We start from the raw sequence: 26,458 nt of genomic DNA on the forward strand, positions 1-26,458 counted from the left end.
ATATTACGAAGTACTATAAAAAGAAGGCTATCCAAATGAAAGGACAGCCTTCTTCTCTATTTCTGCTCTACCATATACGTCTTAAGCTGATCACGCAAAGCTCTCTTTAAGAATTTCCCTACAGATGTTTTCGGAATTTCGTTTACAAATAAAATATCATCTGGCATCCACCATTTCGGAAATTCTGCTTCTAATAAAGCGTACAGCTCTTCTCTTTCAACTGCTTGTCCCTCTTTTAATACAACACAAGCAACAGGACGTTCTTGCCATTTTTCATGCGGCACCGCCACAACAGATGCTTCTAACACTTTATCGTGTGACATTAAGGCATTTTCTAAATCTACGGAAGAAATCCATTCACCTCCGCTTTTAATTAAGTCTTTTGTCCGATCAGCAATTTTAATAAATCCTTCCGAATCAACCGTAACAATATCTCCTGTGTGGAGCCAACCGTCTTTCATTGATTCCTCTGTACGCTCATCCTTATAATAGCTACCAGCGATCCATGGCCCCCTTAAACAGAGTTCTCCCATCTCTTCTCCATCCCACTTAATTTCACCGTCTTGTCCAATCACTTTCATTTCTAGACCAGGGAATAAATAACCTTGGCGCGAACGTAAATTATAATATTCTTCTTTCGGTAAATCACGTTGATATGATTTTGGACAGTTAATGACAACAGCCGGACTTGTTTCTGTCATTCCATATATTTGTCTAAATGCAATTTCATAGTTCTCTTCATACGTACGAATCATACTTAATGGGGCAGCTGATCCACCTGACCATATCGTTTTTATACTGCTAATATCATATGGATGTTTTTCTAGCTCTTGCAATAAGCCAATCCAAATCGTCGGCACGCCAGCTGTAATTGTGACGTTTTCTCTTTCAATTAATTCTGCTAAAATCTTCGGTGTGAAATGCGGTCCTGGTAATACAAGTTTTGTCCCAAACCACGTACTCGCAAATGGTAATCCCCATGCATTAACATGGAACATCGGAACGACAGGCATACAAGTATCTACTTCCGATATATTCCCGCCATCTGCAAGTCCCAGTGTATAGCTGTGGAGTGCAATACTACGGTGTGTGTAAACTACACCTTTCGGTTTCCCTGTCGTAGCCGATGTGTAGCACATACCGGCCGGTTCTTTTTCATCTAAGTCTTTTACAAATGGAAATGTCTCATCGCCTTCTTCGAGTAGTTGGTCGTAATGGTATGCTGGTGATAGTGTTGTGTGAGGTAGTTTATGATCGTCTGTCATAATGATAAAGGCTTTTATATGCGGGATTTCGTGTTGAATACTTTCTAATATAGGCACCATATCTTCATCGACAAGAATGATCTTATCTTCTGCATGGTTAATAATATATGAAATATGGTCAGCGGAAAGTCTTAAGTTAATTGTATGTAGCACTGCTCCGATTCCTGGAATCGCAAAGTATGCTTCCAAATGTCTATGGTGATTCCAAGCAATCGTACCTACTTTATCCCCTTGTTCAATTCCCATTTTCGTTAATACGCTAGCAAGTCTGCGCGTCCGCTTTGCAATTTCTCCGTATGTTAATGTATGAATACGCGATGCAGTCCGTGAAACAACTTCCTTTTTCGAAAAATATTTCTCTGCTCGTTCCAGCATTGACGGAATGAGAAGTGGTACATCCATCATCATGTTTCATTACCCCCTGTTATTATGTTTTATATATTCACATAACTGTATTATAACACGAGGCGTGCAAGTCACCTTTCATTTGTTTTCTACAAATAATGACAAAAGGAGCTAATTAAAATTAGCTCCTTTTGCATCCTACTTCTTCACCATCAACTTACCTTCATAATCGTTCATCGTCTTTATTTCAACGCCTTTGTAGTAATGAGCAACGATATCTGTATATTTCTTGCCTTCTGCTGCCATGCCGTTTGCTCCGTATTGGCTCATGCCAACGCCGTGGCCGAAGCCTTTCGTCGTAACAACAATTTTATCTCCCTCTTGTTTCCACGTGAAATCAGAGGAGCGTAAATCTAATTTGTCACGCACATCTCTTCCGGTTAATGTTTTCCCTTGAAATGCTACATCTTTTACACGTTTTCCTTCCGTACGCCCTTTAATATCACCAACTTTTCCGTCTGCTAGCACTTTCACACCGAGACGTTTTTGAAAGTCAGCTACTGTAAAGGTTTGCTCGCTCGTAAATTTTGGAGAAGCTTGATCCCACGGACTATCTACGCTCTTTAAGTACGGATAATCATTCCCCCAATAATCAGCCGCATTTTCTGTCCGGCCATTACTCGTTGAGAAGAATGATGCTGAGATTGGCTTTCCCTCATACGTTAAAACTTGTCCTGCGGTTTTCGAAACAGCTTCTTCAATTTTCTTCAAATTATTTTCGTAGTTATTGCCCCATTGTTTCTTCAATTCTTCTTTGCTTTTGTACACTTGATCTTTCACCGTATCTGTCACGTCCGCATTGTTTTTCTTTCCTCCGCTTAGCATACGCTGGACTACAAATGTTCTCGCTGCTAATGCCTGCGCCTTTAGCGCCTCTATTTCAAAACTGGCATTCATCTCAGAAGCTACTACACCGGTCACATACTCCTCCATAGGTAATGATTCTACCTTCTTTTGTTTCTCACGATATACAGCAACTTGAACCGCTGTATCCACTTTCCCTGGAGCTGGTATACTTTCTATCGCTGGAGGAGTTTTAGAAGCTGCTTTTTCCCCTACTTTTGCTTTCGCAAATGGAATAACAAGAGCAGCAGGTACAATGATAACGAGCGCTATGAGAAGCGCTACCGTAATAAAAAGTGGCTTTGAAAATTTCATCTTATTTCCCCCAATATAAAAAAGCTTTACTCCATTCATTCTTATGGAACAACTCTTTCTTTTAGAACATACTTAAGGGGACCCATATAAAACAAAATTTTCTAAATATTTTTACTGGTACGTGCATAAGTATAGAATTTCTTGACTATAACAGTAATAACCCAAAAAAATAGCCCCTACGTCAAAAGACGTAGAGACTATTTCAATTAAGCGTGAAGATCAGAAACTTCTTGTTCTTTCACTTCTTCTACTTTTTCGTTTACACGTTCAATAGTTGCACCTAATGCAGCTAATTTCTTATGGAAATCTACATAACCACGGTCAAGATGCTTTAACTCAGTTACACGAGTGTAACCTTCTGATACTAAACCAGCTAAAATTAATGCAGCTGCAGCACGTAAATCAGTTGCGCCTACTTCAGCACCTTGTAAGCTGTTTGGACCGTTCATAATAACAGAACGACCTTCGATTTTAATATCAGCATTCATACGACGGAATTCTTCAACGTGCATAAAGCGGTTTTCGAATACCGTTTCTGTAATCATACTTGTTCCATCAGCTTGTAGTAATAATGCCATCATTTGTGATTGCATGTCTGTTGGGAAACCTGGATGAGGCATAGTTTTAATATCAACCGCTTTTAACTTATCTGGGCCGATAACACGTACACCTTCATTTTCCTCAATAATTTTAACACCCATTTCTTCCATTTTCGCTGTAATTGAGCGTAAATGTTCAGGCACAGCATTTTCAATTAAGATGTCTCCACCTGTAATTGCCGCTGCAACCATGAATGTTCCCGCTTCAATACGGTCAGGAATAATAGAGTGGTTTGCACCATATAATTTATCAACGCCTTCGATACGAATCGTTCCAGTTCCAGCTCCGCGTACTTTCGCTCCCATCGCATTTAAGAAGTTAGCTAAGTCAACGATTTCTGGTTCTTTCGCTGCGTTTTCAAGGATTGTTGTCCCTTTTGCTAATGTAGCTGCAGACATAATATTTTCTGTTGCGCCCACGCTTGGGAAGTCTAAATAAATTTTAGCTCCTTTTAGTTCTCCCTCAACGTATGCCTCAACAAAACCATTACCAACCTGTACTTTTGCTCCCATTGCTTCGAAGCCTTTTAAATGTTGGTCAATTGGACGTGAACCAATTGCACATCCACCAGGAAGTGCAATACGAGCACGACCGTTACGTGCTAATAATGGTCCCATTACTTGAACAGATGCACGCATTTTACGTACATATTCAAATGGTGCTTCAATGTTTAGTTCTTTAGAAGCATCGATTGTTACTTGATTATTTTCAAATACGACTTCAGCATTTAAATGACGTAATACCTCATTAATTGTGTATACATCAGACAAAACTGGTACTTCAGATAGTACATTCTTTCCATCACTCGCTAATAGGGCTGCAGCGATTATAGGTAATACAGCATTTTTTGCGCCCTCAACACGCACTGTGCCGTTTAACCGCTTTCCGCCACGGACGATGATCTTTTCCAAATTATTCCCCTCCGTGTCCTTTTTTCAGTATCTATTCACTCAATACTCAGAAGTTATGATCGGTGTGCCAACCACAATTGTATCTTTGTTGTCTGTAGAACGTATTGCTATTTGCACATTTATTTTCTCTCTATTTGTTGAAAGAGCGTCATCCCACTTTTTATTGTATGCGGAGACTGACACAAATGCTCTTTCTTCTATCTGTTCGATCGCTCTTGCTGAAAGATCTTTCAAAACCTGATTGGTTTTATTTTGCAAAACACCTTCAATCTTATCATTCAGTACACCTTGAACACAAGTGTAAATTATAGGTTTTTCACTAAAAATTTTATTCGTTTTCTGAATATACTTCGGGTCCCATTTTGCCCCGCTTACTTCAAAGATAATGAAAGTGTTTTCTTTAGTATTTTCCTTACTCCAAGTTACTACTACTCGTTCTTCATAGGAAGAAAATTTTTTATAGGATGTAGCTTTATATCCATCTGGAGATTGCTCTAATTCCCACTTTTGAATATTCGCCTTGTCCTTCACATCGTTTAACAACTTTTGAAACGTATGTATATTAGAAATTGTTTTTGTTTCTCGTGCTAACCATGACCATTTCTCTACTTTAGCATCATTTTTCTCTACAGCTGCGATCATGTTCTCCATCTTCTGTTCATTGCTTATCGGTTTCATCTCTCTATATCCAACCAAAAATAAAACAACACTAAGTGCAACAATAAGAATGGCTTTAAGCTTCAATTTCATCCCCTCCTATCCCCATTGTTAACGGAGATTTGAGGTTCTATACACTTACTTTACTAAATACGTTAAACTCTTTGAATAGCCTAAATAATCAAGGAAAAAGTTACTTACAGATGTCCCAATTGCAATTGTAATTAAGATGAGTAATACTCTCGTCTGCATCACCTTTCCAGGCTTCATTAAACGCTCAATGTGAATACCTTGTAAGGCCCACCACGTAATGGTAATAAACAATAAATGCGAAACAATGGCAATCAGTGCTTGTTGCCCTAAAAGATGTGCCAAAAAACCGACCCCTTTTTACCCAGCTACTACTTACGAAATCTTATAAAAACGATACCATAATAAGTAGGAGCCACACTTTTTCAAATACAAATAAGCATCTTACATGTTACATCATAATTTTTCTCTTTAAAAACGTATACTTATATGTATTTTCAATTGTAATTCACACAAAATAAAAAGCGCAGAGTAACGACTCCACACCTTTTATTTTCACTATTGTACCACGTTCCCTAAGAAGAAGAAATCTTTCATTAATGGAAAATATTCATAAAAGAAATTGTATCCAATCATCGGCATAATCCCTAGTATTACAATCGAAATTGCGCAAAGGCTCATCACAACCTTTATATTGAGTGGCAAACGAACTTCCTCTTCTACTTCTCCCGTACGGAAAAACATTTGCTGTAAAATACGGAAATAATATACGAATGAAATGACTGTCGTCCCCATCATAATAGAAGCTAGTACGTAATGAGCTGGCTCTACATGAAGGGCCCCTAAAAAGATGTTAATTTTCCCAACGAAACCAGCTGTTCCTGGTATCCCTGCTAGCGATAAAATAAAAATCGTCATCACGATCGCTGTAAATGGCGACCTTTTATATAATCCAGTGAAAATGGTGATATTTTCTTTGTCGCTTTGTAAGATTAAGCCGTGGATAATTGCAAACGCGCCTATATTCATAAGCATATACGCAAGCATGTAAAACCACATGCCATCCATCGTAAATGGCGATAATGCTACAAGCGGAACGAGTAAATATCCCGCATGCGCGATTCCTGAATAAGCAAATAGGCGTTTTACGTTATATTGCTTTAATGCGACTACATTTCCAATAATCATCGTAATACTAGCTAGCACAGCGATGTATATGCTCATACGCCCATATAAAGATTGCATGTCTCCTTGCACCGATACACTTGCAAAAACCATGAGGAACAAACGAATAATGAGTAAGAACCCCGCAATTTTAGAAATCGTTCCAAGAAAAGCAGTAACAGGTGTAGCCGCTCCCTCATACACATCAGGCGCCCACATATGAAACGGCACTGTCGCAATTTTGAATGAAAGCCCAACGAGTAATAGTAGAAATGCAAGAGCTAGCAATAACTGAATACCACCAGCCAGTTCCCCGGCAAATACTTTTTGCATATCCACGATATTAGTTGATCCTGTAATGCCGTATAAATAACTCATTCCAAAGAGCGTAATTGCCGTTCCAATTCCTCCGTTAATGACATATTTCATTGCTGCCTCATTTGATGCACGATTCTTTTTTCGTATTCCTACTAAAATGTAGGAAGAGAGTGAAAGCAATTCTAAACCGACGAAAAGTGTAATGAAATCAACGCTAGAAGCCATAAACATCGCCCCAAGAAGCGCCATTAAAAATAAGTAATAATATTCTCCCTTATCTTCAATTGAATTCTTCTTATCATCGCTCATTGCGATGCATAAAATGAGGGCCGCACCGCCTAACAACAACGTTTTAAATCCTTTTGAAAATCCATCTAACACAAACGATCCATTTAAAATGTCTCCCGCTGGTTCGCTATATAGCGTAGTTAGTGACACGATTGCTAATACGACCGCACCGATTGCACCAAGCGCTACGTATCTATGGTTCAGCTTAAAAAACAAATCACATATGGAAAGAAGGATGGCAGCTCCGAGAATAATGAATTCTGGCACCATGAGATGCCACGATAAGCTAAGTAACGTATTCATATCCATCCTACTTCACCCCCAATGTTTTCAATGTATTTTGAAGCGGATCCCCTAGTATTTCTGGCATTACGCCAATTGCAATAATGCAGAAGATAAGTAGCAATATAGGAACATACTCCCATCCGTGTATATCAGCTTTCGCTTCCCACTCTTTCTTACCAAATGTTACTTGAAGTGTTGCCCTTAATACGTATACAGCGGTTAAAATGATGCCAAGTACTCCGGCCGTAGCAACGACTGGCTCTCCTTGGAATAAACCGAGAAAGGCAAGAAACTCGCTAACAAATCCGGACATCCCCGGCAATCCAAGCGATGCCATTCCTCCCGCTAAGAAGAACCCGCTAAGTACGGGTACACTTTTTGCAAGTCCGCCAAGCGCTGTAATATCCGACGTTCCAAAACGCTGTTCTATAACACCGAGTAAGAAAAAGAGTAAGGCTGCAATTAAACCGTGCGAAACAACTTGGAATAGTGCTCCTTGTGTACCTGGTGCATTTAATGCCGCAAGGCCCATTAATACAATACCCATATGTGAAATACTAGAGTAAGCAAGCACCTTCCGAAAGTCCGTTTGAATGAGCGCTAAGAATGCTCCGTACAATAAATTGATGACTCCTAAAATCGCAATGAACGTTGCAAACTCGCGAAAGTAATCCGGGAATAGCCCCTGTCCGAAGCGGATTATACCGTATGCCCCAATCTTCAGTAAAACACCTGCATGAAGCATAACTACAGCCGGATGTGCTTCAATATGTACATTGACCATCCAGCGATGTAACGGGAAAACGGGTAGTTTAATCGCAAAAGCAATCATTATGGCAAGAAACAAACCGAACTGTAAGCTATTTGGGACAACCATTCCTCCCCCAGCACCTACACTCGTTAATATTTCTCTAAGCTCTGTAATATTTGTTGTACCTGTTTTCGCAAATAAAACCGAGAAAACGATGAGCAAAATAGCGGAGCCAATACCGTTATATATTAAATAACTATAAGCAGCCTTTTCACTCGACAATTTCCCCCACTTCCCAATTAATAAAAACATTGGTGGCAATGTAATTTCAAAGAAGATAAAGAACAACATTAAATTTTGAGCAGCGAAGACACCGAGCATCCCTATTTCTAACATGAGTAACAGCATATAAAATGCTTTCAAATTCTTTTTAATAGTAAATGCGGCAATTGCTGCAAGCATCGCTAGAAGGGCCGTCAGCACCATCATAACGAGCGATAAACCATCAATACCAAGCTCGTAATAAATGGAAAACCATCTTTTATCCACCGCTGCAAAATCCCCAAATTTAATCCATTTCACTTTTTCATCAAATAGAGACAAACTCTTTCCAGAAGCATATGTACAAGCGAGGACGAGAGCCATTCCAAATGGAAGCACCGTTCCAAATAAACCAAGTGCTCGCACTGTACGCGATTCTTTTTTCGGCGTGAATGCAAGTAAGAGAATTCCTAAAAGTGGGGAAAAAATGAAGAACGTTAATAACAAATCATTCATCGTAAATCCCCTCCCGTATAGAGCAAAATAATGAAGAGTACTGCAAGTGAAACAGCTGTTACAGTCCCGTACACTTGTACATTTCCGTTTTGGAGTCTCGAGCCAATTGCACTTATCCCTTTCACTAAACTCCCTATTAAAACGGCAATTCCTTCGACTACATACACTTCAAATAGGCGAAGCACTTGAGCGATTCCTTTCGTAATAGGGAGCACCGTCATATTGTATAGTTCATCCACATAATATTTTTCTTTCAAAAGTTTATAAAGGGAGGCTTCCTTGCCACCAGCCCAATCTCTAGAAATAGATTTCTTGCTATATATGAAATATGCGAGAACAATCCCAGTAAATGAAACGAGCGTCGCAACAATCATAATCCAAACTGGTCCGTGTGCCTCTCGTGCTTTAAATGCTACATCTTTCATAAGCCAATCCCCGAGAAACGTTCCAAACCACGGTGTATTTATATAACCTGCCACTACTGCAAGGACGCCAAGGACGATCATCGGATACGTCATAATGCGGGGCGATTCATGCACCTCTTCTTTCGTCTTCGCCTCTCCAGTAAAGACAAGGAAGTATAAGCGGAACATGTAAAATGCTGTTAAAAATGCTGCAATTACTGCTAATATGAATAAAACGTAATTGCCGTTCATCCAAGCCGCTGCTAAAATTTCATCTTTACTAAAGAAGCCAGAAAGGAGTGGCACACCACTAATTGCAAGGGTACCGATTAAAAATAGTACACCCGTTACTTTCATCTTCTTCTGTAAACCGCCCATTTTATTAATGTTTTGCGTATGCACTGCATGAATGACACTTCCTGCTGCCAAAAATAGTAGCGCTTTAAAAAAGGCATGTGTCGTTAAATGGAAAACACCAGCTACATAACCAGCAGATCCTAACGCAAGCATCATATACCCGAGCTGGCTAACTGTAGAATAAGCAAGCACTCTCTTTATATCCGTTTGTACAAGACCGATAGAAGCCGCAAAGATTGCAGTGAAGGCTCCAACGATTGCCACTGTCTGCATCGCCACCGCACTTGCTGAAAATAGCGGAAACATCGTTGCTACTAAATATACGCCAGCTGCGACCATCGTCGCCGCATGAATAAGTGCCGAAACAGGCGTCGGCCCTTCCATCGCATCCGGTAACCACGTATGAAGCGGGAACTGACCTGATTTCCCCATCGCCCCGATAAAAATTAATATCGCCGTTATTGTAATCATTGTAGGAGTAAGATCACCCGTATGAATCGCTCTAAAGATTGCGTCATATTCAAAACTACCTGCATGCCAGAAAATTAGGATCATCCCAATAAATAAACCGACATCCCCAATACGTGTCATAATAAAAGCCTTTTTCGCGGCAGCCTTCGCTTCTTCTTTAAAGAAATAAAAACCGATGAGTAAGAATGAACCAAGGCCTACTAACTCCCAAAATATATAAAGCTGTAGTAAATTCGGTGATATAACGAGCCCCAGCATCGCAAATGTAAAGAGTCCTAAATAAGCATAAAAGGTTGATAATCTTTCCTCGCCTTTCATATAACCTTTCGAATACACGTGTACAAGTAAACTCACAAGTGTAACGATAAACAGCATTAAAGCCCCTAATGCTGTCACTTCAAAGCCAAATGATATATCAATATCTCCAGCTCTAAGCCATACCCACTTATGCTTCACTGGTACTGTCGAAAACCGTTCTATTAATACAAGTACCGCAAATATAAAGGAGAGAAAGACGAAGAAAATACTAAGTACACTGCTTCCTTCTCTAATTTTCTTCCCGAATATAATTAATAACAAAAACGAAACAAGCGGGAAAAGCGGTATGAGCCATACATAATCGATCATTGTTTCCTTCCCCCTTTTCGGTCACAATGTTATCCTTTGAGCGTATCCATTTCATCTACATGAACTGTCGTACGATTACGATATAAAGCAATTAAAATGGCGAGTCCTACCGCCGCCTCCGCTGCCGCTACGGCCATCGTAAACAGAGAGAAAATTTGCCCTGTTAAATTTGGGAACAAACCTAATTTACTAAACGCTACTAAATTTAAATTGGCTGCGTTAAGCATTAATTCAATACAAACTAATACAATCACTGTATTTCGTTTCGTTAAAGCTCCAAATAAACCGATGCAAAATAAAATAATCGCAAGCGTTAAATACGCAGAAGCAGGAACGCTACTCATTGGAATCCTCCTCTTCCTCATCCTTCTTCGCAAGAATAATTGCGCCAACAAGTGCTACAAGTAAAATAACTGAAGTTAGCTCAAATGGAATAATATATTCTGAATAGAGAAGTGTACCGATTTGAAGTGTGTTTTTTTCATGGAGAGGTAAACTTCCTTGTGTGCTTTCATTTGCAAAATCAATATTGTTAACAGCGAAATACATAACTGCCCCGAATGCTACAACCGCAAAGAAGATAATCCATTTTCGAAGAGTAAGACGAGATTCATTTTCTGCATTATGTTTCGTTAACATAATGCCAAAAATCATAATAATTGTGATCGCACCTGAGTAAAGTAAAATTTGTGCAACCCCGATAAATTCAGCTGATAAAAGAAAGTACAAACCTGCAATGCTGAGGAATGTCAGAACGAGAGCTAGCATCATATGCATGACTTTCGTTAAATTCAACATAAGAACGCCGCCGATAATTGCAGACAAGGATAGTATGAAGAATGCTACAAACTCGCCATTCATGCTTTATTCTCCTTCCTGACATTTTCGTCGTTTTCATCAAGCCACTGCAAATTTTTAAATAAGTCATCACGTGAATATTCCGCAAGTTCAAAGTTATTTGTCATGACAATTGCCTCTGTCGGACAAACTTCAGTACATAAATCACATAGAATACAAATTTCAAAATTAATATCGTACGTGTCGATAATTTTTCCTTTTTTCGTAGGATCCGGATGTTTTTTCCCCGTTAACTGAATACAGTCTGTCGGACAAATATTGGAGCACTGGTTACAAACAATACACTTTTCTGGATAAAACTTTTGAATCCCTCGAAAACGATCTGGCAATGGCAACGGTTGATTCGGATAATCATACGTCACCTTCTTCTTACTCAAATTGCTTAGTGTATATTTTAATCCTTTAAATAGCCCTTTCATCTCTTACTGGCACCCCCTTCATAGATTAGAAGAATAACTCCTTAATCAATGCCGTTAAGAAAATATTTGCAAGTGCAATTGGCAATAATACTTTCCAGCCAAACTCCATTAACTGATCACCTCTTATACGCGGAAACGTAACGCGGAACCAAATTAATAGAAAGACTACACTGCTAAACTTTAAAGCAAACCATACGGCACCTGGGATAAATCCAAGGAACATAACTGGATTCCATCCGCCTAAAAAGAGCACTGTAATTAAAGATGCCATCCCGAAGAAATATACGTACTCTGAAAGCATGAAAAACGCCCAGCGAAACCCTGAGTATTCCGTATGATATCCAGAAACAAGCTCCGACTCAGCTTCTGGTAAATCAAACGGCGTCCTATTTAACTCCGCTACCGCTGCGATTAAAAATACAACGAAACCGATTGGTTGCACGAAAATGTACCAAACATTCTCCTGTGCCGCTACGATTTCATTTAAATTTAGGCTACCCGCTAACAAAACGATGCCAATTACACTCATTACAAGCGGAATTTCATAAGAAATCATTTGCGCCGCCGCACGCATCCCTCCTAAAAGGGAATATTTATTATTTGATGCCCATCCTCCGGTTACGACACCAATCGTCGTAATGCCAGAAACAGCAATGTAATACAGTAAGCCTACGCCAATATCCGCGAACTGAAATTTATCAGTAAATGGGATAACTGCTAGAACCATAAATGCTGGCGCGAATGCAATAACAGGCGCTAATATAAACAACGGTTTATCTGCCGCCTTCGGAATACTATCTTCTTTCAGTAATAGCTTTAAAACATCGGCTACCGTTTGTAGCAGACCAAACCGGCCTCCAACTTGGTTTGGTCCAATCCGCCCTTGCATAAAACCCATCACTTTCCGTTCTGCCAAAATACCATATGTAACGAAGCCAAGGACTGCAAATAATAGGAGTACCGCTAATCCGAAAAAAATGAAGAAATTCGTCCAGCTTGAAGGTGATTGTAAGAGCGTTTCAATCATCAGCCATCAACCTCCCCAAGTACAATATCAACTCCACCCAAAATCGTAATTAAATTGGCGATATTTTCACCTTTCAATAACTTCGGTAAAATTTGCAAATTGTAAAAAGACGGCCTGCGAAACTTCAAACGGTACGGCTCTTTCTTTCCATCACTAGCAATATAGCAACCAATCTCTCCTCGCGGCGATTCTATACGGACGAACGCTTCCCCTTTAGGAGCCTTAATAATTTTCGGTACTTTCGCAAGTACTGCTCCTTCTTTTGGGAAATGCTGCACAGCTTGCTCGACAATTTTTAAGGACTCCTCAATTTCCTGCATGCGGCAAACATAGCGATCCCAAGCATCCCCCACGCTCCCAACAGGAATATCAAAGTCAAACCGATCATAAATGGAGTACGGTTCATCCTTGCGAAGATCCCAGTTTACTCCGGCACACCGCAAATTCGCTCCGCTTAAAGAATACGAAATCGCTTCTTCCGCGCTATATATGCCAACGCCTTTTACACGATTTAAGAAAATCTCATTGCCACTAACAAGATCATGGTAACCTGCCAATTGCTCTCTCATATACGGAACAAATTCTTCCACTTTTTCAATCCAACCATCTGGCGCATCCCATTTCACACCGCCGACTCTCATATAGTTAAAAGTAAGCCGGGCACCGCATAATTCGTTTAATAAATTAATAATCATCTCTCGCTCACGAAACGCATACAAAAACGGGCTAACTGCCCCTATATCAAGAAGATTTGTTCCCCACCAAACGAGATGACTCGCAATCCTTCCAAGCTCCATCGCAAGCACTCGCAAGTATTCGGCCCGCTCCGGAATTTCAAGCCCCATCATCGTCTCTACAGCGTGGCAAATGACGTAATTATTCGTCATAGCCGATAAATAGTCCATCCGATCTGTATAAGGGATAATTTGCGTATACTGTAAGCTCTCTGCAATCTTTTCGGTCCCGCGATGCAAATATCCAATAACCGGTGTAGCTTCTTTAATAATTTCCCCGTCAATCTTAATAACAAGCCTGAACACACCGTGCGTACTCGGATGCTGAGGACCTACATTCAAAAGCATTTCTTCTGTACGGATCATTAGCTACACCTCCACATCATACGGCTCATAATCTTTCCTAAGCGGATGTCCTATCCAATCATCGGGCATTAAAATACGTGATAAATTCGGATGCCCCTTAAATACAATACCTAGCAAATCATACGCTTCCCGCTCTGGCCAGTCCGCCCCTTTCCAAAGCGCTGTCACTGATTCTACTTGCGGCACTTCCCTATCCAGCTTCACCTTTACCGCTACTGACTGTTTCTTTCCATATGAAAATAAATGAACATACACTTCCATATGTGTCACAAAATCCGTCGCATGTAACTCTGACATATAATCAAATGCAAGTTCCTCATGGAATCGCAGTAACTCCATTACTTCATAATATTTTGAGGGCTCCACTACAAGAGTTGGCACATCTTTGGAAAGTTTATTAATGTAGGAATCTATTAATATCTCCTCTCCCATCTTCCCCTTAATAACTTCAACATATTGATTTAAATACGGTTGATTCACAGATGGCTCTTCCTGCTTCAGTTCCTCTTTCTGCTTACCTTCAGCACCCTTCGTCTTCGCCCTTGCAGCCGCTGCCGCTTTTGCCTTTGCTGCTGCAATTGCCTTCGCCTTTTCATCTCTCGAATCCCCATCACCTTGCGAGGCTTTCTGCTTTGCTAGCGCCGCTGCCTTCGCCTTCGCTTTGGCCTTTTCTTCTTCCGTTACCTCTTCTATTCCTTCCCTTTTTTGCTTCGCTAACGCCGCTGCTTTCGCTTTTGCTGCAGCTGCTGCCTTCGCCTTCGCTTTGGCCTTCTCTTCTTCCGTTACCTCTTCTTCTGTTCCTTCTCTTTTTTGCTTCGCTAACGCCGCCGCTTTTGCTTTCGCTGCAGCTGCTGCCTTCGCCTTCGCTTTGGCCTTCTCTTCTTCCGTTACCTCTTCTATTCCTTCTCTTTTCTGCTTCGCTAACGCCGCCGCTTTTGCTTTTGCTGCCGCTGCTGCACGGCGTTTCACTTCTTCCACAGTCATATCATCATTTTTTGGTAGCGCTTTCTCTTTTTCTTGATTTTCTTCCTCAAGTTTACTTATTTCCGCATTATGTTTCGCAACGAGACGCTTTCTTGCCTCTTCTTTCGCACGCCTAGCCGCTTCTCTTTTCAAATCCTCTAAATCTTTGTTTGGATCACTCATTTATTCGTCACCTGCTTCCCCGTCTTTGCCTCGTAACGAATTTTTTCTTTTAATTTATTAATTCCATAAATTAAAGCAGCGGGATTTGGTGGGCAACCAGGGATATACACATCAACTGGTACAATTTGATCTACACCTTTTACAACAGCGTACGAATTTACATATGGACCACCTGCTGTCGCACAAGATCCCATTGCAATAACCCATTTTGGTTCAGGCATTTGATCATATAAGCGCCGAACAATAGGAGCCATCTTCTTCGTTACCGTTCCCGACACAATCATAACGTCCGATTGCCTTGGTGAAGTTCGAAAAAATGACCCAAATCGATCTAAATCATAATGTGATGAACCTACTCCCATCATTTCAATTGCACAACATGCCAGTCCAAATGTCATTGGCCATAAAGAATTACTTCGCGCCCATCCCTTCAACTGTTCCAATGTAGAAAAAAAGATATTTCGTTCTAATTCTGCTCGCTCATTTGGATGTAATTCTTCAAAATTTATAACCATTGTAACACCTTCTTTTTCCAAGCATACGCTAATCCAACTAGCAACATTACAACAAAGATGAGCATTTCAATCAGTGCAAATAAACCGAGCTTGTCATATGCAACAGCCCATGGATATAAAAATAAAGTTTCTACATCAAAGATGACAAACAATAAAGCAAAAATATAATAACGAGCATGAAACCGAATATTTGCATCATGAAAAGGCTCAATCCCACTCTCATACGTCGTCGCTTTCGCTGCACTTGGTTTATTTGGGCGCAGCATCCTTCCTAATGTAAGAGCCACTACCGGCAGCAATATGCCTAATAGCAAGAAAATCAAAACGATCATATAACTATTTTCATATACACTTGCCATTGTGAAACCCTCCCCCCTAAATTAAGAACAAGTTCACTTAGTAAACAATATGTCCTAGTTGCAGTAATTATTATTTTTAAATTTTTCTAAATAATGCAACTATTTTAATCATTATAGCAAACTTCAAATTCCTATGTCGATATGTTGGGGACAGAAACGAGAATTATTAAAATCTATTTTTATAACTCGCTATACCTGTGCAAAATAAGTATAGAAACTAAAAAAAATAAAAAGAGGAATTTATATGTATATCCCGTGGGTGAGATAAATGAAAAAACAAACACATGTAAGTATTCTTATAAGCATTACATTATTATCTATATTGATTCATTACGTGGCAATGCCTTTTCTATATGAATACTCATTTCCTTTTCAAATATTAATTGGCATGACTACATTATTCATTGATATTATCGCTTGTAGTTATATACTTTATTTTTCAAACATGAAAGAAGGGTTACCTCGTTTATTTTGGACCATTTTATCTGTTGGAACCCTCTCTTACTTCATTGGTGATATCGTCGTTGCCTATCAACGTTTAATTTTAAAGGACTACTATACATTCGTTGATCCGTCTGATTTTTTTTACCTACTTTTTTTAATTAGCTTTGCATTTGCCTTTCTATATGAAATTATTTATAACCGAGATTTATTAGAAAAGCTTTTTATGATATGTGATATTTGTATTATTGTTACAGCACAATTTACTTTAAGTTACTACTTACTTATTGAACGAACCATTCACATTTCTTCAAAATCCTATATCGACATATTTGTTCAACTTACCTATCCAATGACTGATTTACTCTTTTTTCTCATAGGAATTAACCTTTTATTCAAACCACTTTCCTTATTACCGAAAAAAGTTGGTGCGCTTCTTGGCAGTGCTTTAATTTTATATGCGACTACAGATGCGATTTATGCTTATATCAAATACTTCATACCGGAGTATTCTATGTTTACAATTACGCCTCTCTATCAAGTAACTTTAGTACTAGTAGCAATCGCCTGTATTCTTCATACAAAAGAACCTGAAAGACAAGAACAAGTGCTATTAACACCTAAACTTGGAGAATCAATCAGATTATCATTACCTTATATTTCTGTCGTAATGCTTATTGTTTTCATATTGGTTGAATACGTTTTTGCGCCTATTGTAGTAATCGGGCTTATGATCACTTTCTCCTTCGTTCTCATACGCCATAGTTTAGTTCGAAAACAAAATAAAATATTATTACTAGCCCAAATGCAATTCAACTCAGAACTCGAAAAACAAATTGAACTGCGTACAGAAGATTTAGTAGAACAAAAAAATGAACTATATCATAACCAACAAATGTTTAAATCTTTATACGAGCATCATCCAGATCCAATCTTCACATTAGATTTATACGGTAATTTTCTTAAAGTGAATAACGCTGGTACGACTTTACTTGGTTATCAAACGAATGAATTATTAAATCAACCTTACTATTCACTTACGTATGAAGAAGATTTGGAAGAAATCATTAATGCCTTTCATCGCGTAAAAAAGGGGAAATCTATTTCTTTAGAAATACGGGCATATCATAAAAATAGAGATATTTACTACTTGCATGTGACAGCTGTTCCTATCTTTTTAAAGAACCATATTTCTGGAGTGTATTTAATGATCAAAGATATTACAGAAAGCAAACAACAACAAGAACAAATTAATTTTCTAGCATATCACGATACGCTAACAGAGCTTGCAAATCGGCGCGCATTTCATCAATATGTAGAACAAGCAATCGCTCGATCCGAAATATCAAAGATGCCTTTTGCTGTTATGTTTCTTGACCTAGATCGCTTTAAAGTTATTAACGATACCCTCGGTCATAGGGTAGGAGACCTTCTATTAATTGCAGTAGCAAAAAGACTCGAAAGTATAGCGACACCAAATATGAAGCTTGCCCGATTAGCTGGAGATGAGTTCACGATCCTTATCGAAAATTATAAAAAGAGGCCAGATGTAAAAAAAATAGCTGATACAATTGTAGCAGCCATGAACGAACCATTCGAAATTGAAAATCAACATTTACAAATCTCACCGAGCATCGGGATTGCAATATATCCTGAAGCAGGTGAAGATCCTTTATCCATTTTACAACATGCTGATATGGCCATGTACGAAGCAAAAAATAAAGGGAAAAATGGTAGCTCTCTGTACACGAAAGAATTGTATAAAAAAACGGAACGAAAAGCCCGAATTGAAAAAGATTTACCACTCGCTTTAGTAAACGAAGAATTTTATCTCGTCTATCAACCACAAATTGATATTACGACGAAAAAGATTATTGGTGCTGAAGCATTACTACGCTGGAAACACCCACTCCTAGGTGACATTCCGCCATGTGAGTTCATTCCAATTGTAGAGGAGACTCCTCAAGTCATTCCACTTGGTCATTGGGTATTAAATGAATCTTGTCGTCAGCTAAAAATATGGCATACTTTTGGCTATAAAGATTTAAAAATAAGTGTTAACTTATCAGCTAAAGAGTTCCAGCAAAATAATTTAATCACAAACATTTTACAAATAATAACAGACGTTAAAGTCGATCCAAAAGATGTAACACTTGAGTTAACAGAACGAATTGCAATGATTGATGAAAAAGAAACATTATCCAAGCTAAAGCAATTAAAGGAATATGGTATTCAAACGTCCATTGATGACTTCGGGACCGGCTATTCTTCTCTCGCTTATTTATCCATTTTCCCTATTGATACATTAAAAGTACCGAGAGAATTTACACAACTAGCCGATCATCGGCCTGAAGAAAGGGCCATCGTTTCCACTATCCTTTCCCTTGCAAATACTTTGAACCTTTCTGTCGTTGCTGAAGGAATTGAAACAGAAAAACAACTTAAGTTTCTACAAAAGAACAACTGTAAATATATGCAAGGTTACTATTTCAGTAAACCACTTACTAGTCATCAATTTATAAGATTTCTACAAAAAACACCCAGTATGAATCAATAGCTCATACTGGGTGTTTTTATCATGCTATTTACTTTAAAATGTCGGAGTTTTTTTCTCGTAATACTCCTCTGCAATCTCTTCATAAAAGGCTGCTGACGTCGTATAAAAATATGGAATTAGCCATAGGAATCCAATACCGAGTGTAATACAGCTTAATATAAACCAGCCAATAAAGCTTAAACATAAAATGAAATACTCCATCTTATGTCCATCCATCATACGACGGCTTTCTGTAATCGCTTGATTTATAGAATACTCAGGATGGTCATTTATTATAAAATACGTCATCGCATAAGAAAATGATTTAATGATGCCTGGGATAATGAACAGTAACGTCCATAAGAAAAGATAAAGATTTACTAATAAATATAATAAAAATGACTTTAAAAATCTCTTTCCCTCTGAAAACCAAATGAACACATTACCGATACTAGCTTGCTTTTCACGAAGGATATTTAAAGCAAGATAATATCCACCTAAAGTTAAAGGCCCAGTAACAAAAAATGTAATGATATTTATTGAAATTGAATTTTTTGTTTCTTTCCAATCAAAAATTGAAGAAAATACCCACTCAATACTAAAACTAAAGGTCGTAAGAAGAATCGAAATCAGTAATGTTGCCCCGACAGCTAAGCCCCATTTCCCTTCTAATGAATCCAGTGCTTCTCCTTTTAAATCACTAATCATGTTTAGCCTCGCCTCCTATACACAATAATTCTATTAGTATAGCATACTCCTACTGCAATTCACCCTTTGAAATGTAGCGATAAAAATGCGCTGTCGTTGTACTCACGTACGGACTAAGCCATAGAAATCCTATTCCAAGTGTAAAAATCGCCAAAATGGCCCACCCTATAAAACTTAGCCATAAAAGAAATAAATCTAATTTGTGCCCCTTCATCAGATTCTTACTTTCTTTCATTGCCTGCGAAACACTATATTCTGGTTTTTCAACCATCACATAATATGTCATCGAATATGAAAAATACAAAATAGCCATTACAATAAACGAAATAGCTAATAAAATAAAGAAAACAATTATAAATGATGGATTTGCATTCTCATCAAGAAAACCTAATAGCCCAAATACAATCGTTCCTAACATCGGAACCCATGTACCTGTATATAACAAAATCGCAAGCATAGCCCACATTGTTTTTATCATTCTTTTAAAACCACGAAATCCTTCAAATAAATAATCTACTCTAGCATCTTCTCGTTTGCTTATTTGTAGAAACAAATTCGTATAACCGTACGAGGTAATGCCATAAGCCGCATAACTTAAAATTATCATAAGGCAGTAAAAAAGCCCAAACGTAATAGCAGCTCCAATTGCCATCGCGTCTTCTTCAATTGAACCAGTTGAAATAGACAATAAAAGAATTATTATAACCCCTGGAATTAATAGTATAAGCATTATAGCCATTGAAACGACGTAACTTATAATATGATATAAAATCGTTGATCCAACACCTAGTCCCCATTTTCCTTTTAAAGAGTGCAATGCTTCTCGCTTCATTTCACCGATCATTTATTCATCCCCTTTATAAATTGTTGTACATTCTCTACTTATACAAGCACCAATATAATTATACCATTTTTGTAAAATTATCCATAAACTACATAAAAAAATCCGTAAAGGCAAAGCCTTTACGGATTTTTTTATTTCATATCGGAAACGTTTAAACGGTTCACAGCACGTTGTAATGCCATTTCTGCACGTTTAAAGTCAACATGTGCTTGTTTATCTTGCATACGTTGCTCAGCACGACGCTTCGCTTCATTTGCACGATGGATATCGATATGGCTTGCTTCTTCAGCAGATGATGATAATACAGTTACTTTATCTGGACGAACTTCGATAAAGCCACCACTTACTGCTACATAATCAGTGTGTCCACCATTTTTCAGACGAACTGCACTAATTTTTAATGGTGCAACAGTTGGAATGTGACCTGGTAAGATCCCCATTTCCCCACTCTCTGCTTTTACACTTACCATTTCTACTTCTTTTTCGTAAACCGGTCCATCAGGAGTTACAATACTGACTGGAAATGTCTTCATACTTCGTCCCTCCTAAGGCCTTACGCCATCATTTTCTTCGCGTTTTCAATAACTTCTTCAATGCCACCTACTAAGCGGAATGCATCTTCTGGAAGGTCATCATATTTTCCTTCTAGAATTTCTTTGAAACCACTAACTGTATTTTTTACAGGTACGTAAGAACCTTTTTGACCTGTAAACTGCTCCGCTACGTGGAAGTTTTGAGATAAGAAGAATTGAATACGACGAGCACGATGTACAACTAACTTATCTTCTTCAGATAACTCATCCATACCTAGAATAGCGATGATATCTTGAAGCTCTTTGTAACGTTGTAAAGTTTGCTGTACTTGACGAGCCACTTCATAATGCTCTTCTCCTACGATTTCTGGAGAAAGTGCACGAGATGTAGATGCTAATGGATCTACGGCTGGGTAAATACCCATTTGTGTTAAACGACGCTCTAAGTTTGTTGTTGCATCTAAGTGAGCGAACGTTGTAGCTGGTGCTGGGTCAGTATAGTCATCGGCTGGTACATATACCGCTTGGATAGACGTGATAGACCCTTTATTTGTAGATGTAATACGCTCTTGTAATTGACCCATTTCTGTTGCAAGTGTTGGTTGGTAACCTACCGCAGATGGCATACGACCAAGAAGGGCAGATACTTCAGAACCCGCTTGCGTGAAACGGAAGATGTTATCGATGAACAGAAGTACGTCTTGTCCTTGCTCATCACGGAAATGCTCAGCCATTGTTAAACCTGTTAATGCAACACGTTGACGTGCTCCAGGTGGCTCATTCATTTGTCCGAATACCATCGCCGTTTTCTTGATTACGCCAGAGTCGCTCATTTCGTGGTATAAGTCATTACCCTCACGAGTACGCTCACCTACACCAGCGAATACAGAGATACCACCGTGCTCTTGTGCGATGTTGTTAATTAATTCCTGAATTAATACTGTTTTACCTACGCCGGCACCACCGAATAGACCGATTTTACCACCCTTAATGTAAGGAGCAAGTAAGTCTACTACTTTAATACCAGTTTCAAGAATTTCTACTTTAGTAGATAATTCTTCGAATGCAGGTGCTTGACGGTGAATTGGATCACGGTGTACATCCGCAGGAAGTTCACCATCTAAGTCAATTGCATCACCTAATACGTTGAATACACGTCCAAGTGTTGCATCACCAACTGGTACAGAGATTGCTTTACCAGTATCTTCTACTTCTGTGCCACGAACAAGTCCATCTGTGGAAGACATCGCAACTGTACGAACTGTATCATCACCTAAATGAAGTGCAACTTCAAATGTTAAGTTCATGCTTCCGTTTTCGTTGCTTTGTTTTACCGTAAGGGCATTGTAGATTTCTGGTAGCTTTCCGCCATCAAACTTAACGTCTACAACCGGACCCATGATTTGCGTAACGCGCCCTTTATTCATCGGGTTCCCTCCTAGCTTTCTTTTAATTAGCTACCTCTATCAGAGAGGTTAGCTTTTAATTTTTTTATTAGTTTAGCTTACGCGACTCTCCTGAAAGAGCCGCTTCCGCTTTTTATTGAATCTAGCTCCAGCGGTTAGAATGTTCGGTGGCTTCGCTTTTTCCTACGAGGCACAAATCGCCTCTACGTCAAAAGCTCCATCCCCCTCTCATTCTGAACGAACCGCTTCCGCTTTTTAATACTATTCTAACGCTGCTGCTCCACCAACGATTTCCGTAATTTCTTGCGTAATCGCTGCCTGACGCGCACGGTTGAATGAAAGTGTAAGTGAATCGATAACTTCCATTGCGTTGTCTGTAGCACTCTTCATTGCTGTCATACGCGCTGCGTGTTCACTTGCTTTACCGTCTAGTAATGCACCGTACACTAAGCTTTCTGCGTATTGTGGCAATAGTACTTTTAAAATTTCTTCTTCAGAAGGTTCGAATTCATAAGCTGTCGTTGGTTTATCAGACGCCACATCAGTAAGCGGTAAAATTTTATTTTCCGTTACTTCTTGTGAAATTTTACTTACGTAATGGTTGTAGTAAATATACAGCTCATCATAAGCACCATCTGCAAACATCGCAATTGCTCGAGAAGCAAGGTCTTTAATATCAGTAAATGATGGGTGGTCAGATAATCCAACTACTTCATCAATGATGTTAAAGCCGCGACGTTTTAAATAATCACGTCCTAGTCGTCCAAGCACAATAATTGAATATTGGTTTGAATCCATATTATGACGTTCACGAATTACGTTACTCACTGTACGTAATACGTTACTGTTATAACCACCTGCTAGTCCGCGATCAGATGTAATAACGATGTATCCTGTACGCTTTACAGGGCGCGCATTTAGCATTGGATGATTAATTCCTTTACTTCCTTGCGCAATGCTCGCTACTACTTCTTGAATCTTTTCCATATACGGAACGAAAGATTTAGCATTTTGCTCTGCACGGTTTAACTTAGATGCAGATACCATCTCCATCGCTTTCGTAATTTGACTCGTTTTCTTTGTCGAGTTAATCTTCGCTTTTATATCGCGTAAAGATGCCACAGGTTTTCACCACCTTTTTTCCGGAAGTTGGCACGATTAGTAAGAATCCTCTTCCTAATCTACGTTGCAAGATATTCTTGCTCATGATTGAAGGAAAAGAATAGGTGCACCTACTCTTTTCCTTTACATAACCGTCAGCAATCTCAGAGCCCGAGATGCCTTTTATATATACTATCTAGCTCCAGCGGCTTGAATGCTCGGTGGCTTCACTTCTTCCTACGAGACAAAGACCGTCTCTTCGTCAGAAGCTCCATCCCCCTCACATTCAGGACGAGCCGCTTCCGCTTTTATTATTCAGAAGCTACAAATACTTTTTTAAATCCATTGATTGCTGCTGCAAATTTATCGTCATCCGCAAGTTTCTTAGTTGTGCGGATTTCTTCTAATAAGTCAGTCGCATTAGAATCTAACCAAGCATGGAATTCTTCTTCGAAACGAGTGATATCTACTACTGGGATATCATCTAGGAATCCACGTGTTAAAGCGTAAAGAATGATAACTTGTTTCTCTACACGTAATGGTTTGTGTAATCCTTGTTTTAATACCTCAACAGTACGAGCACCACGGTTTAGTTTCGCTTGAGTTGCTTTATCTAGGTCAGAACCGAACTGAGCGAACGCTTCTAACTCACGGTAAGATGCAAGGTCAAGACGAAGTGTACCTGATACTTTACTCATTGCTTTAATCTGAGCAGATCCACCTACACGAGATACAGAAGTACCCGCATCGATCGCTGGACGTACGCCAGAGAAGAACAAGTCAGATTGTAAGAAGATTTGTCCATCCGTAATCGAGATTACGTTTGTTGGGATGTAAGCTGATACGTCCCCTGCTTGTGTTTCGATGAAAGGTAGTGCAGTTAAAGAACCGCCGCCTTTTGCATCACTTAATTTTGCTGCACGCTCTAATAAGCGAGAATGTAAGTAGAATACATCCCCTGGGTAAGCTTCACGACCTGGAGGACGACGTAATAGTAATGACAGCTCACGGTAAGCTGCTGCTTGTTTTGATAAGTCATCATATACTACTAATACGTGTTTACCATTGTACATGAACTCTTCACCCATCGTTACACCAGCGTAAGGAGCTAGGTATAATAATGGAGCTGGTTGAGAAGCAGATGCAGTTACAACGATTGTGTAATCTAATGCACCATGCTTACGTAGTGTTTCTACTACGTTACGTACAGTTGATTCTTTTTGTCCGATTGCTACGTAGATACAAATCATATCTTCATCTTTTTGGTTGATGATTGTATCAAGTGCAACAGCTGTTTTACCTGTTTGACGGTCACCGATGATTAACTCACGTTGACCACGGCCAATCGGTACAAGAGCGTCAATCGCTTTAATACCTGTTTGAAGTGGCTCATGAACAGATTTACGATCCATTACACCTGGTGCTGGACTTTCGATTGGACGAGTGTTTGTTGTATTGATTGGGCCTAAACCATCAACTGGTTGACCTAATGGGTTTACAACACGACCAATTAGTTCTTTTCCTACTGGTACTTGCATGATGCGACCAGTACGACGAACTTCGTCACCTTCACGGATTTCTGTGTAAGGTCCTAAAATGATAATACCTACGTTGTTTTCCTCTAAATTTTGTGCTAGTCCCATAACGCCGTTAGAGAACTCTACAAGTTCGCCAGCCATAACGTTATCTAGACCATGAGCACGCGCGATACCGTCACCAACTTGGATAACTGTACCAACATCACTAACTTCGATTTCAGACTGATAGTTCTCGATTTGTTGCTTTATCAGTGCGCTAATTTCTTCAGCTCTGATGCTCATGTGCTTCACCCCTATCTATTCTTCATTAATTCACGCTGAATACGTGCTAATTTTCCTTGTAAACTTCCGTCATAAATGCGATTTCCAATACGTACTTTAATGCCGCCTAGTAAATCTTCATCTACAACATTTTTTACGCGAATTGCATCTTTTCCTGTTCTCTTTGCAAATGCTTCTGCAATGTTAAGCTTCTCTTCTTCTGATAGAAGACGAGTAGAATATACAGTTGCGTCCGCTACGTTACGTTCTTCATTAGCAAGAACAACATATTCATCTGCAATTTCAGGTAAAATATCAATGCGTTTGTTATCAATTAAAATATATAACGTATTTAAAATAGATTCAGAAACAGACCCGAATACGTTTGCAAGAAACGTCTTCTTCTGCTCTTTTGAAATGTTCGGTTGCGTTAAAAAGCTATGTAGTTCTCCGTTCTTTACATAAACGTTTTGTACAAGGCGTAATTCCTCTTCAAACATTTCTAATACGTGTTTTTCTTTAGCAATTTTAAAAAGAGCGACAGCATAACGTTTTGCTACAATCCCATTGCTCATCGCGCTTCTCCTACTTCTTTAATATAATCGCGAATTAACTTCACTTGATCTTCTTCTTTTAATTCTTTTTCAATTACTTTAGAAGCAATTTGAACAGATAAAGAAGCAACTTGTTCTTGTAAAGCAGCAATTGCTTGCTCTTTTTCGCGTTGAATTTCTTGTACAGCAGATGCTTTAATTGATTCTGCTTCTTCTTTCGCAGCAGCAACAATAACATCTTTTTGATCTACAGCTTGTTTTTTCGCTCTTTCGATTAACTCTTGTGCTTCAACACGTGATTGTTTTAACATTTCACGTTGTTCTTCTACTAACTTCTTCGCTTCAGCGTTACTTCTTTCTGCAGCGTCGATTTCATTAGTAACATGCTCTTCACGTTCTTTCATAATTCCCATTAAAGGACCCCACGCAAATTTGCGTAGCATTACTAATAGAAGTAAGAAAATGAACAATGTATAAGCAATCGTTCCAAATGGAATGGCAGCCCCTAATAATAAAGTTGGCACAAGGATTCACTCCCTTCAAAATATCTAAATTGATCATATGAAAAAAAAAGACATACGTTTCGTCATAAAGCAATGGCGAAGAAAGTTCAAAAAACACTCTTCGCCATCTATGTAAGGGGA

General features: G+C 39.0%; 25 protein-coding genes. 1 reads left to right on the forward strand and 24 read right to left on the reverse strand.

What is annotated here, in order from left to right:
- Nucleotides 1-56: 56 nt before the first annotated feature.
- The 16 genes from AC2CGR_RS21235 to nuoA form a co-directional block, all read right to left on the reverse strand.
- The gene (locus AC2CGR_RS21235) at nt 57-1,673 is read right to left on the reverse strand and encodes a long-chain fatty acid--CoA ligase (RefSeq protein ID WP_484481127.1); all 1,617 of its coding nucleotides are present in this window, start codon (nt 1,671-1,673) and stop codon (nt 57-59) included.
- Between the two features lie 135 nt (nt 1,674-1,808).
- A complete protein-coding gene (gene spoIID, locus AC2CGR_RS21240) occupies nt 1,809-2,828 on the reverse strand; it encodes a stage II sporulation protein D (RefSeq protein WP_000672666.1) in 1,020 nt (339 codons plus the stop codon).
- A gap of 206 nt (nt 2,829-3,034) precedes the next feature.
- On the reverse strand, nt 3,035-4,339 hold the full coding sequence (gene murA, locus AC2CGR_RS21245) for a UDP-N-acetylglucosamine 1-carboxyvinyltransferase (protein ID WP_000411264.1): 1,305 nt from the start codon (nt 4,337-4,339) through the stop codon (nt 3,035-3,037).
- A gap of 39 nt (nt 4,340-4,378) precedes the next feature.
- Entirely contained in the window at nt 4,379-5,083 is a 705-nt protein-coding gene (locus AC2CGR_RS21250) for a YwmB family TATA-box binding protein (RefSeq protein WP_412678146.1), read from the reverse strand.
- A 51-nt stretch (nt 5,084-5,134) separates the two neighbouring features.
- Nucleotides 5,135-5,371, reverse strand: coding sequence for a DUF1146 family protein (locus AC2CGR_RS21255; RefSeq protein WP_000940742.1), 237 nt, complete (start codon nt 5,369-5,371; stop codon nt 5,135-5,137).
- A gap of 213 nt (nt 5,372-5,584) precedes the next feature.
- On the reverse strand, nt 5,585-7,099 hold the full coding sequence (gene nuoN, locus AC2CGR_RS21260) for an NADH-quinone oxidoreductase subunit NuoN (RefSeq protein ID WP_484481155.1): 1,515 nt from the start codon (nt 7,097-7,099) through the stop codon (nt 5,585-5,587).
- 7 nt (nt 7,100-7,106) lie between these two features.
- Entirely contained in the window at nt 7,107-8,609 is a 1,503-nt protein-coding gene (locus AC2CGR_RS21265) for an NADH-quinone oxidoreductase subunit M (protein ID WP_087964156.1), read from the reverse strand.
- Nucleotides 8,606-10,468 carry an NADH-quinone oxidoreductase subunit L gene (gene nuoL, locus AC2CGR_RS21270; protein ID WP_484481128.1) on the reverse strand — a complete coding sequence of 621 codons (1,863 nt, stop codon included), beginning with the start codon at nt 10,466-10,468 and terminating at the stop codon, nt 8,606-8,608. Before nuoL ends, AC2CGR_RS21265 begins: the two co-directional genes overlap by 4 nt.
- A 29-nt stretch (nt 10,469-10,497) precedes the next feature.
- The gene (gene nuoK / locus AC2CGR_RS21275; RefSeq protein WP_000100078.1) at nt 10,498-10,812 is read right to left on the reverse strand and encodes an NADH-quinone oxidoreductase subunit NuoK; all 315 of its coding nucleotides are present in this window, start codon (nt 10,810-10,812) and stop codon (nt 10,498-10,500) included.
- A complete protein-coding gene (locus AC2CGR_RS21280; RefSeq protein WP_484481129.1) occupies nt 10,805-11,329 on the reverse strand; it encodes an NADH-quinone oxidoreductase subunit J in 525 nt (174 codons plus the stop codon). Before AC2CGR_RS21280 ends, nuoK begins: the two co-directional genes overlap by 8 nt.
- Complete coding sequence (gene nuoI / locus AC2CGR_RS21285; protein ID WP_000677191.1) at nt 11,326-11,745, reverse strand: NADH-quinone oxidoreductase subunit NuoI; 420 nt, start codon at nt 11,743-11,745, stop codon at nt 11,326-11,328. The genes AC2CGR_RS21280 and nuoI overlap by 4 nt, the downstream gene beginning before the upstream one ends.
- A 25-nt stretch (nt 11,746-11,770) precedes the next feature.
- Nucleotides 11,771-12,772, reverse strand: coding sequence for an NADH-quinone oxidoreductase subunit NuoH (gene nuoH / locus AC2CGR_RS21290; protein ID WP_000573430.1), 1,002 nt, complete (start codon nt 12,770-12,772; stop codon nt 11,771-11,773).
- Nucleotides 12,772-13,872 (reverse strand): NADH-quinone oxidoreductase subunit NuoD, encoded by a 1,101-nt coding sequence (gene nuoD / locus AC2CGR_RS21295; protein WP_484481130.1) that lies wholly within the window; start codon nt 13,870-13,872, stop codon nt 12,772-12,774. The genes nuoH and nuoD overlap by 1 nt, the downstream gene beginning before the upstream one ends.
- A 3-nt stretch (nt 13,873-13,875) precedes the next feature.
- Complete coding sequence (locus AC2CGR_RS21300) at nt 13,876-15,018, reverse strand: NADH-quinone oxidoreductase subunit C (RefSeq protein ID WP_484481131.1); 1,143 nt, start codon at nt 15,016-15,018, stop codon at nt 13,876-13,878.
- Nucleotides 15,015-15,533: an NADH-quinone oxidoreductase subunit NuoB gene (nuoB, locus tag AC2CGR_RS21305; protein ID WP_000236331.1), complete on the reverse strand. Its 519-nt coding sequence runs from the start codon at nt 15,531-15,533 to the stop codon at nt 15,015-15,017. Before nuoB ends, AC2CGR_RS21300 begins: the two co-directional genes overlap by 4 nt.
- Nucleotides 15,524-15,892, reverse strand: coding sequence for an NADH-quinone oxidoreductase subunit NuoA (nuoA, locus tag AC2CGR_RS21310; RefSeq protein WP_000179273.1), 369 nt, complete (start codon nt 15,890-15,892; stop codon nt 15,524-15,526). The genes nuoB and nuoA overlap by 10 nt, the downstream gene beginning before the upstream one ends.
- 268 nt (nt 15,893-16,160) lie before the next feature.
- Between nuoA and AC2CGR_RS21315 the strand changes: the two genes are divergently transcribed.
- Nucleotides 16,161-18,890, forward strand: coding sequence for a putative bifunctional diguanylate cyclase/phosphodiesterase (locus AC2CGR_RS21315; protein ID WP_087968243.1), 2,730 nt, complete (start codon nt 16,161-16,163; stop codon nt 18,888-18,890).
- 33 nt (nt 18,891-18,923) lie between these two features.
- Here the strand turns inward: AC2CGR_RS21315 and AC2CGR_RS21320 are convergent, their stop codons facing one another.
- The 8 genes from AC2CGR_RS21320 to atpF form a co-directional block, all read right to left on the reverse strand.
- Entirely contained in the window at nt 18,924-19,577 is a 654-nt protein-coding gene (locus tag AC2CGR_RS21320) for a DUF975 family protein (RefSeq protein WP_087968244.1), read from the reverse strand.
- A gap of 49 nt (nt 19,578-19,626) precedes the next feature.
- On the reverse strand, nt 19,627-20,421 hold the full coding sequence (locus tag AC2CGR_RS21325; protein ID WP_087968245.1) for a DUF975 family protein: 795 nt from the start codon (nt 20,419-20,421) through the stop codon (nt 19,627-19,629).
- A 131-nt stretch (nt 20,422-20,552) separates the two neighbouring features.
- Nucleotides 20,553-20,954, reverse strand: a complete 402-nt coding sequence (atpC, locus tag AC2CGR_RS21330) for a F0F1 ATP synthase subunit epsilon (protein WP_048528049.1) — start codon at nt 20,952-20,954, stop codon at nt 20,553-20,555.
- A gap of 20 nt (nt 20,955-20,974) precedes the next feature.
- Nucleotides 20,975-22,381: a F0F1 ATP synthase subunit beta gene (gene atpD / locus AC2CGR_RS21335; RefSeq protein ID WP_001032595.1), complete on the reverse strand. Its 1,407-nt coding sequence runs from the start codon at nt 22,379-22,381 to the stop codon at nt 20,975-20,977.
- Between the two features lie 240 nt (nt 22,382-22,621).
- On the reverse strand, nt 22,622-23,482 hold the full coding sequence (gene atpG / locus AC2CGR_RS21340) for a F0F1 ATP synthase subunit gamma (protein ID WP_000157696.1): 861 nt from the start codon (nt 23,480-23,482) through the stop codon (nt 22,622-22,624).
- Nucleotides 23,483-23,772: 290 nt separating this feature from the next.
- The gene (gene atpA, locus AC2CGR_RS21345; RefSeq protein ID WP_000027512.1) at nt 23,773-25,281 is read right to left on the reverse strand and encodes a F0F1 ATP synthase subunit alpha; all 1,509 of its coding nucleotides are present in this window, start codon (nt 25,279-25,281) and stop codon (nt 23,773-23,775) included.
- Nucleotides 25,282-25,292: 11 nt separating this feature from the next.
- Nucleotides 25,293-25,835: a F0F1 ATP synthase subunit delta gene (gene atpH / locus AC2CGR_RS21350; protein ID WP_000064683.1), complete on the reverse strand. Its 543-nt coding sequence runs from the start codon at nt 25,833-25,835 to the stop codon at nt 25,293-25,295.
- On the reverse strand, nt 25,832-26,338 hold the full coding sequence (gene atpF, locus AC2CGR_RS21355) for a F0F1 ATP synthase subunit B (RefSeq protein ID WP_001142618.1): 507 nt from the start codon (nt 26,336-26,338) through the stop codon (nt 25,832-25,834). Before atpF ends, atpH begins: the two co-directional genes overlap by 4 nt.
- Nucleotides 26,339-26,458: the final 120 nt, after the last annotated feature.

Source organism: Bacillus sp. LSHTCR4 (assembly GCF_057197025.1).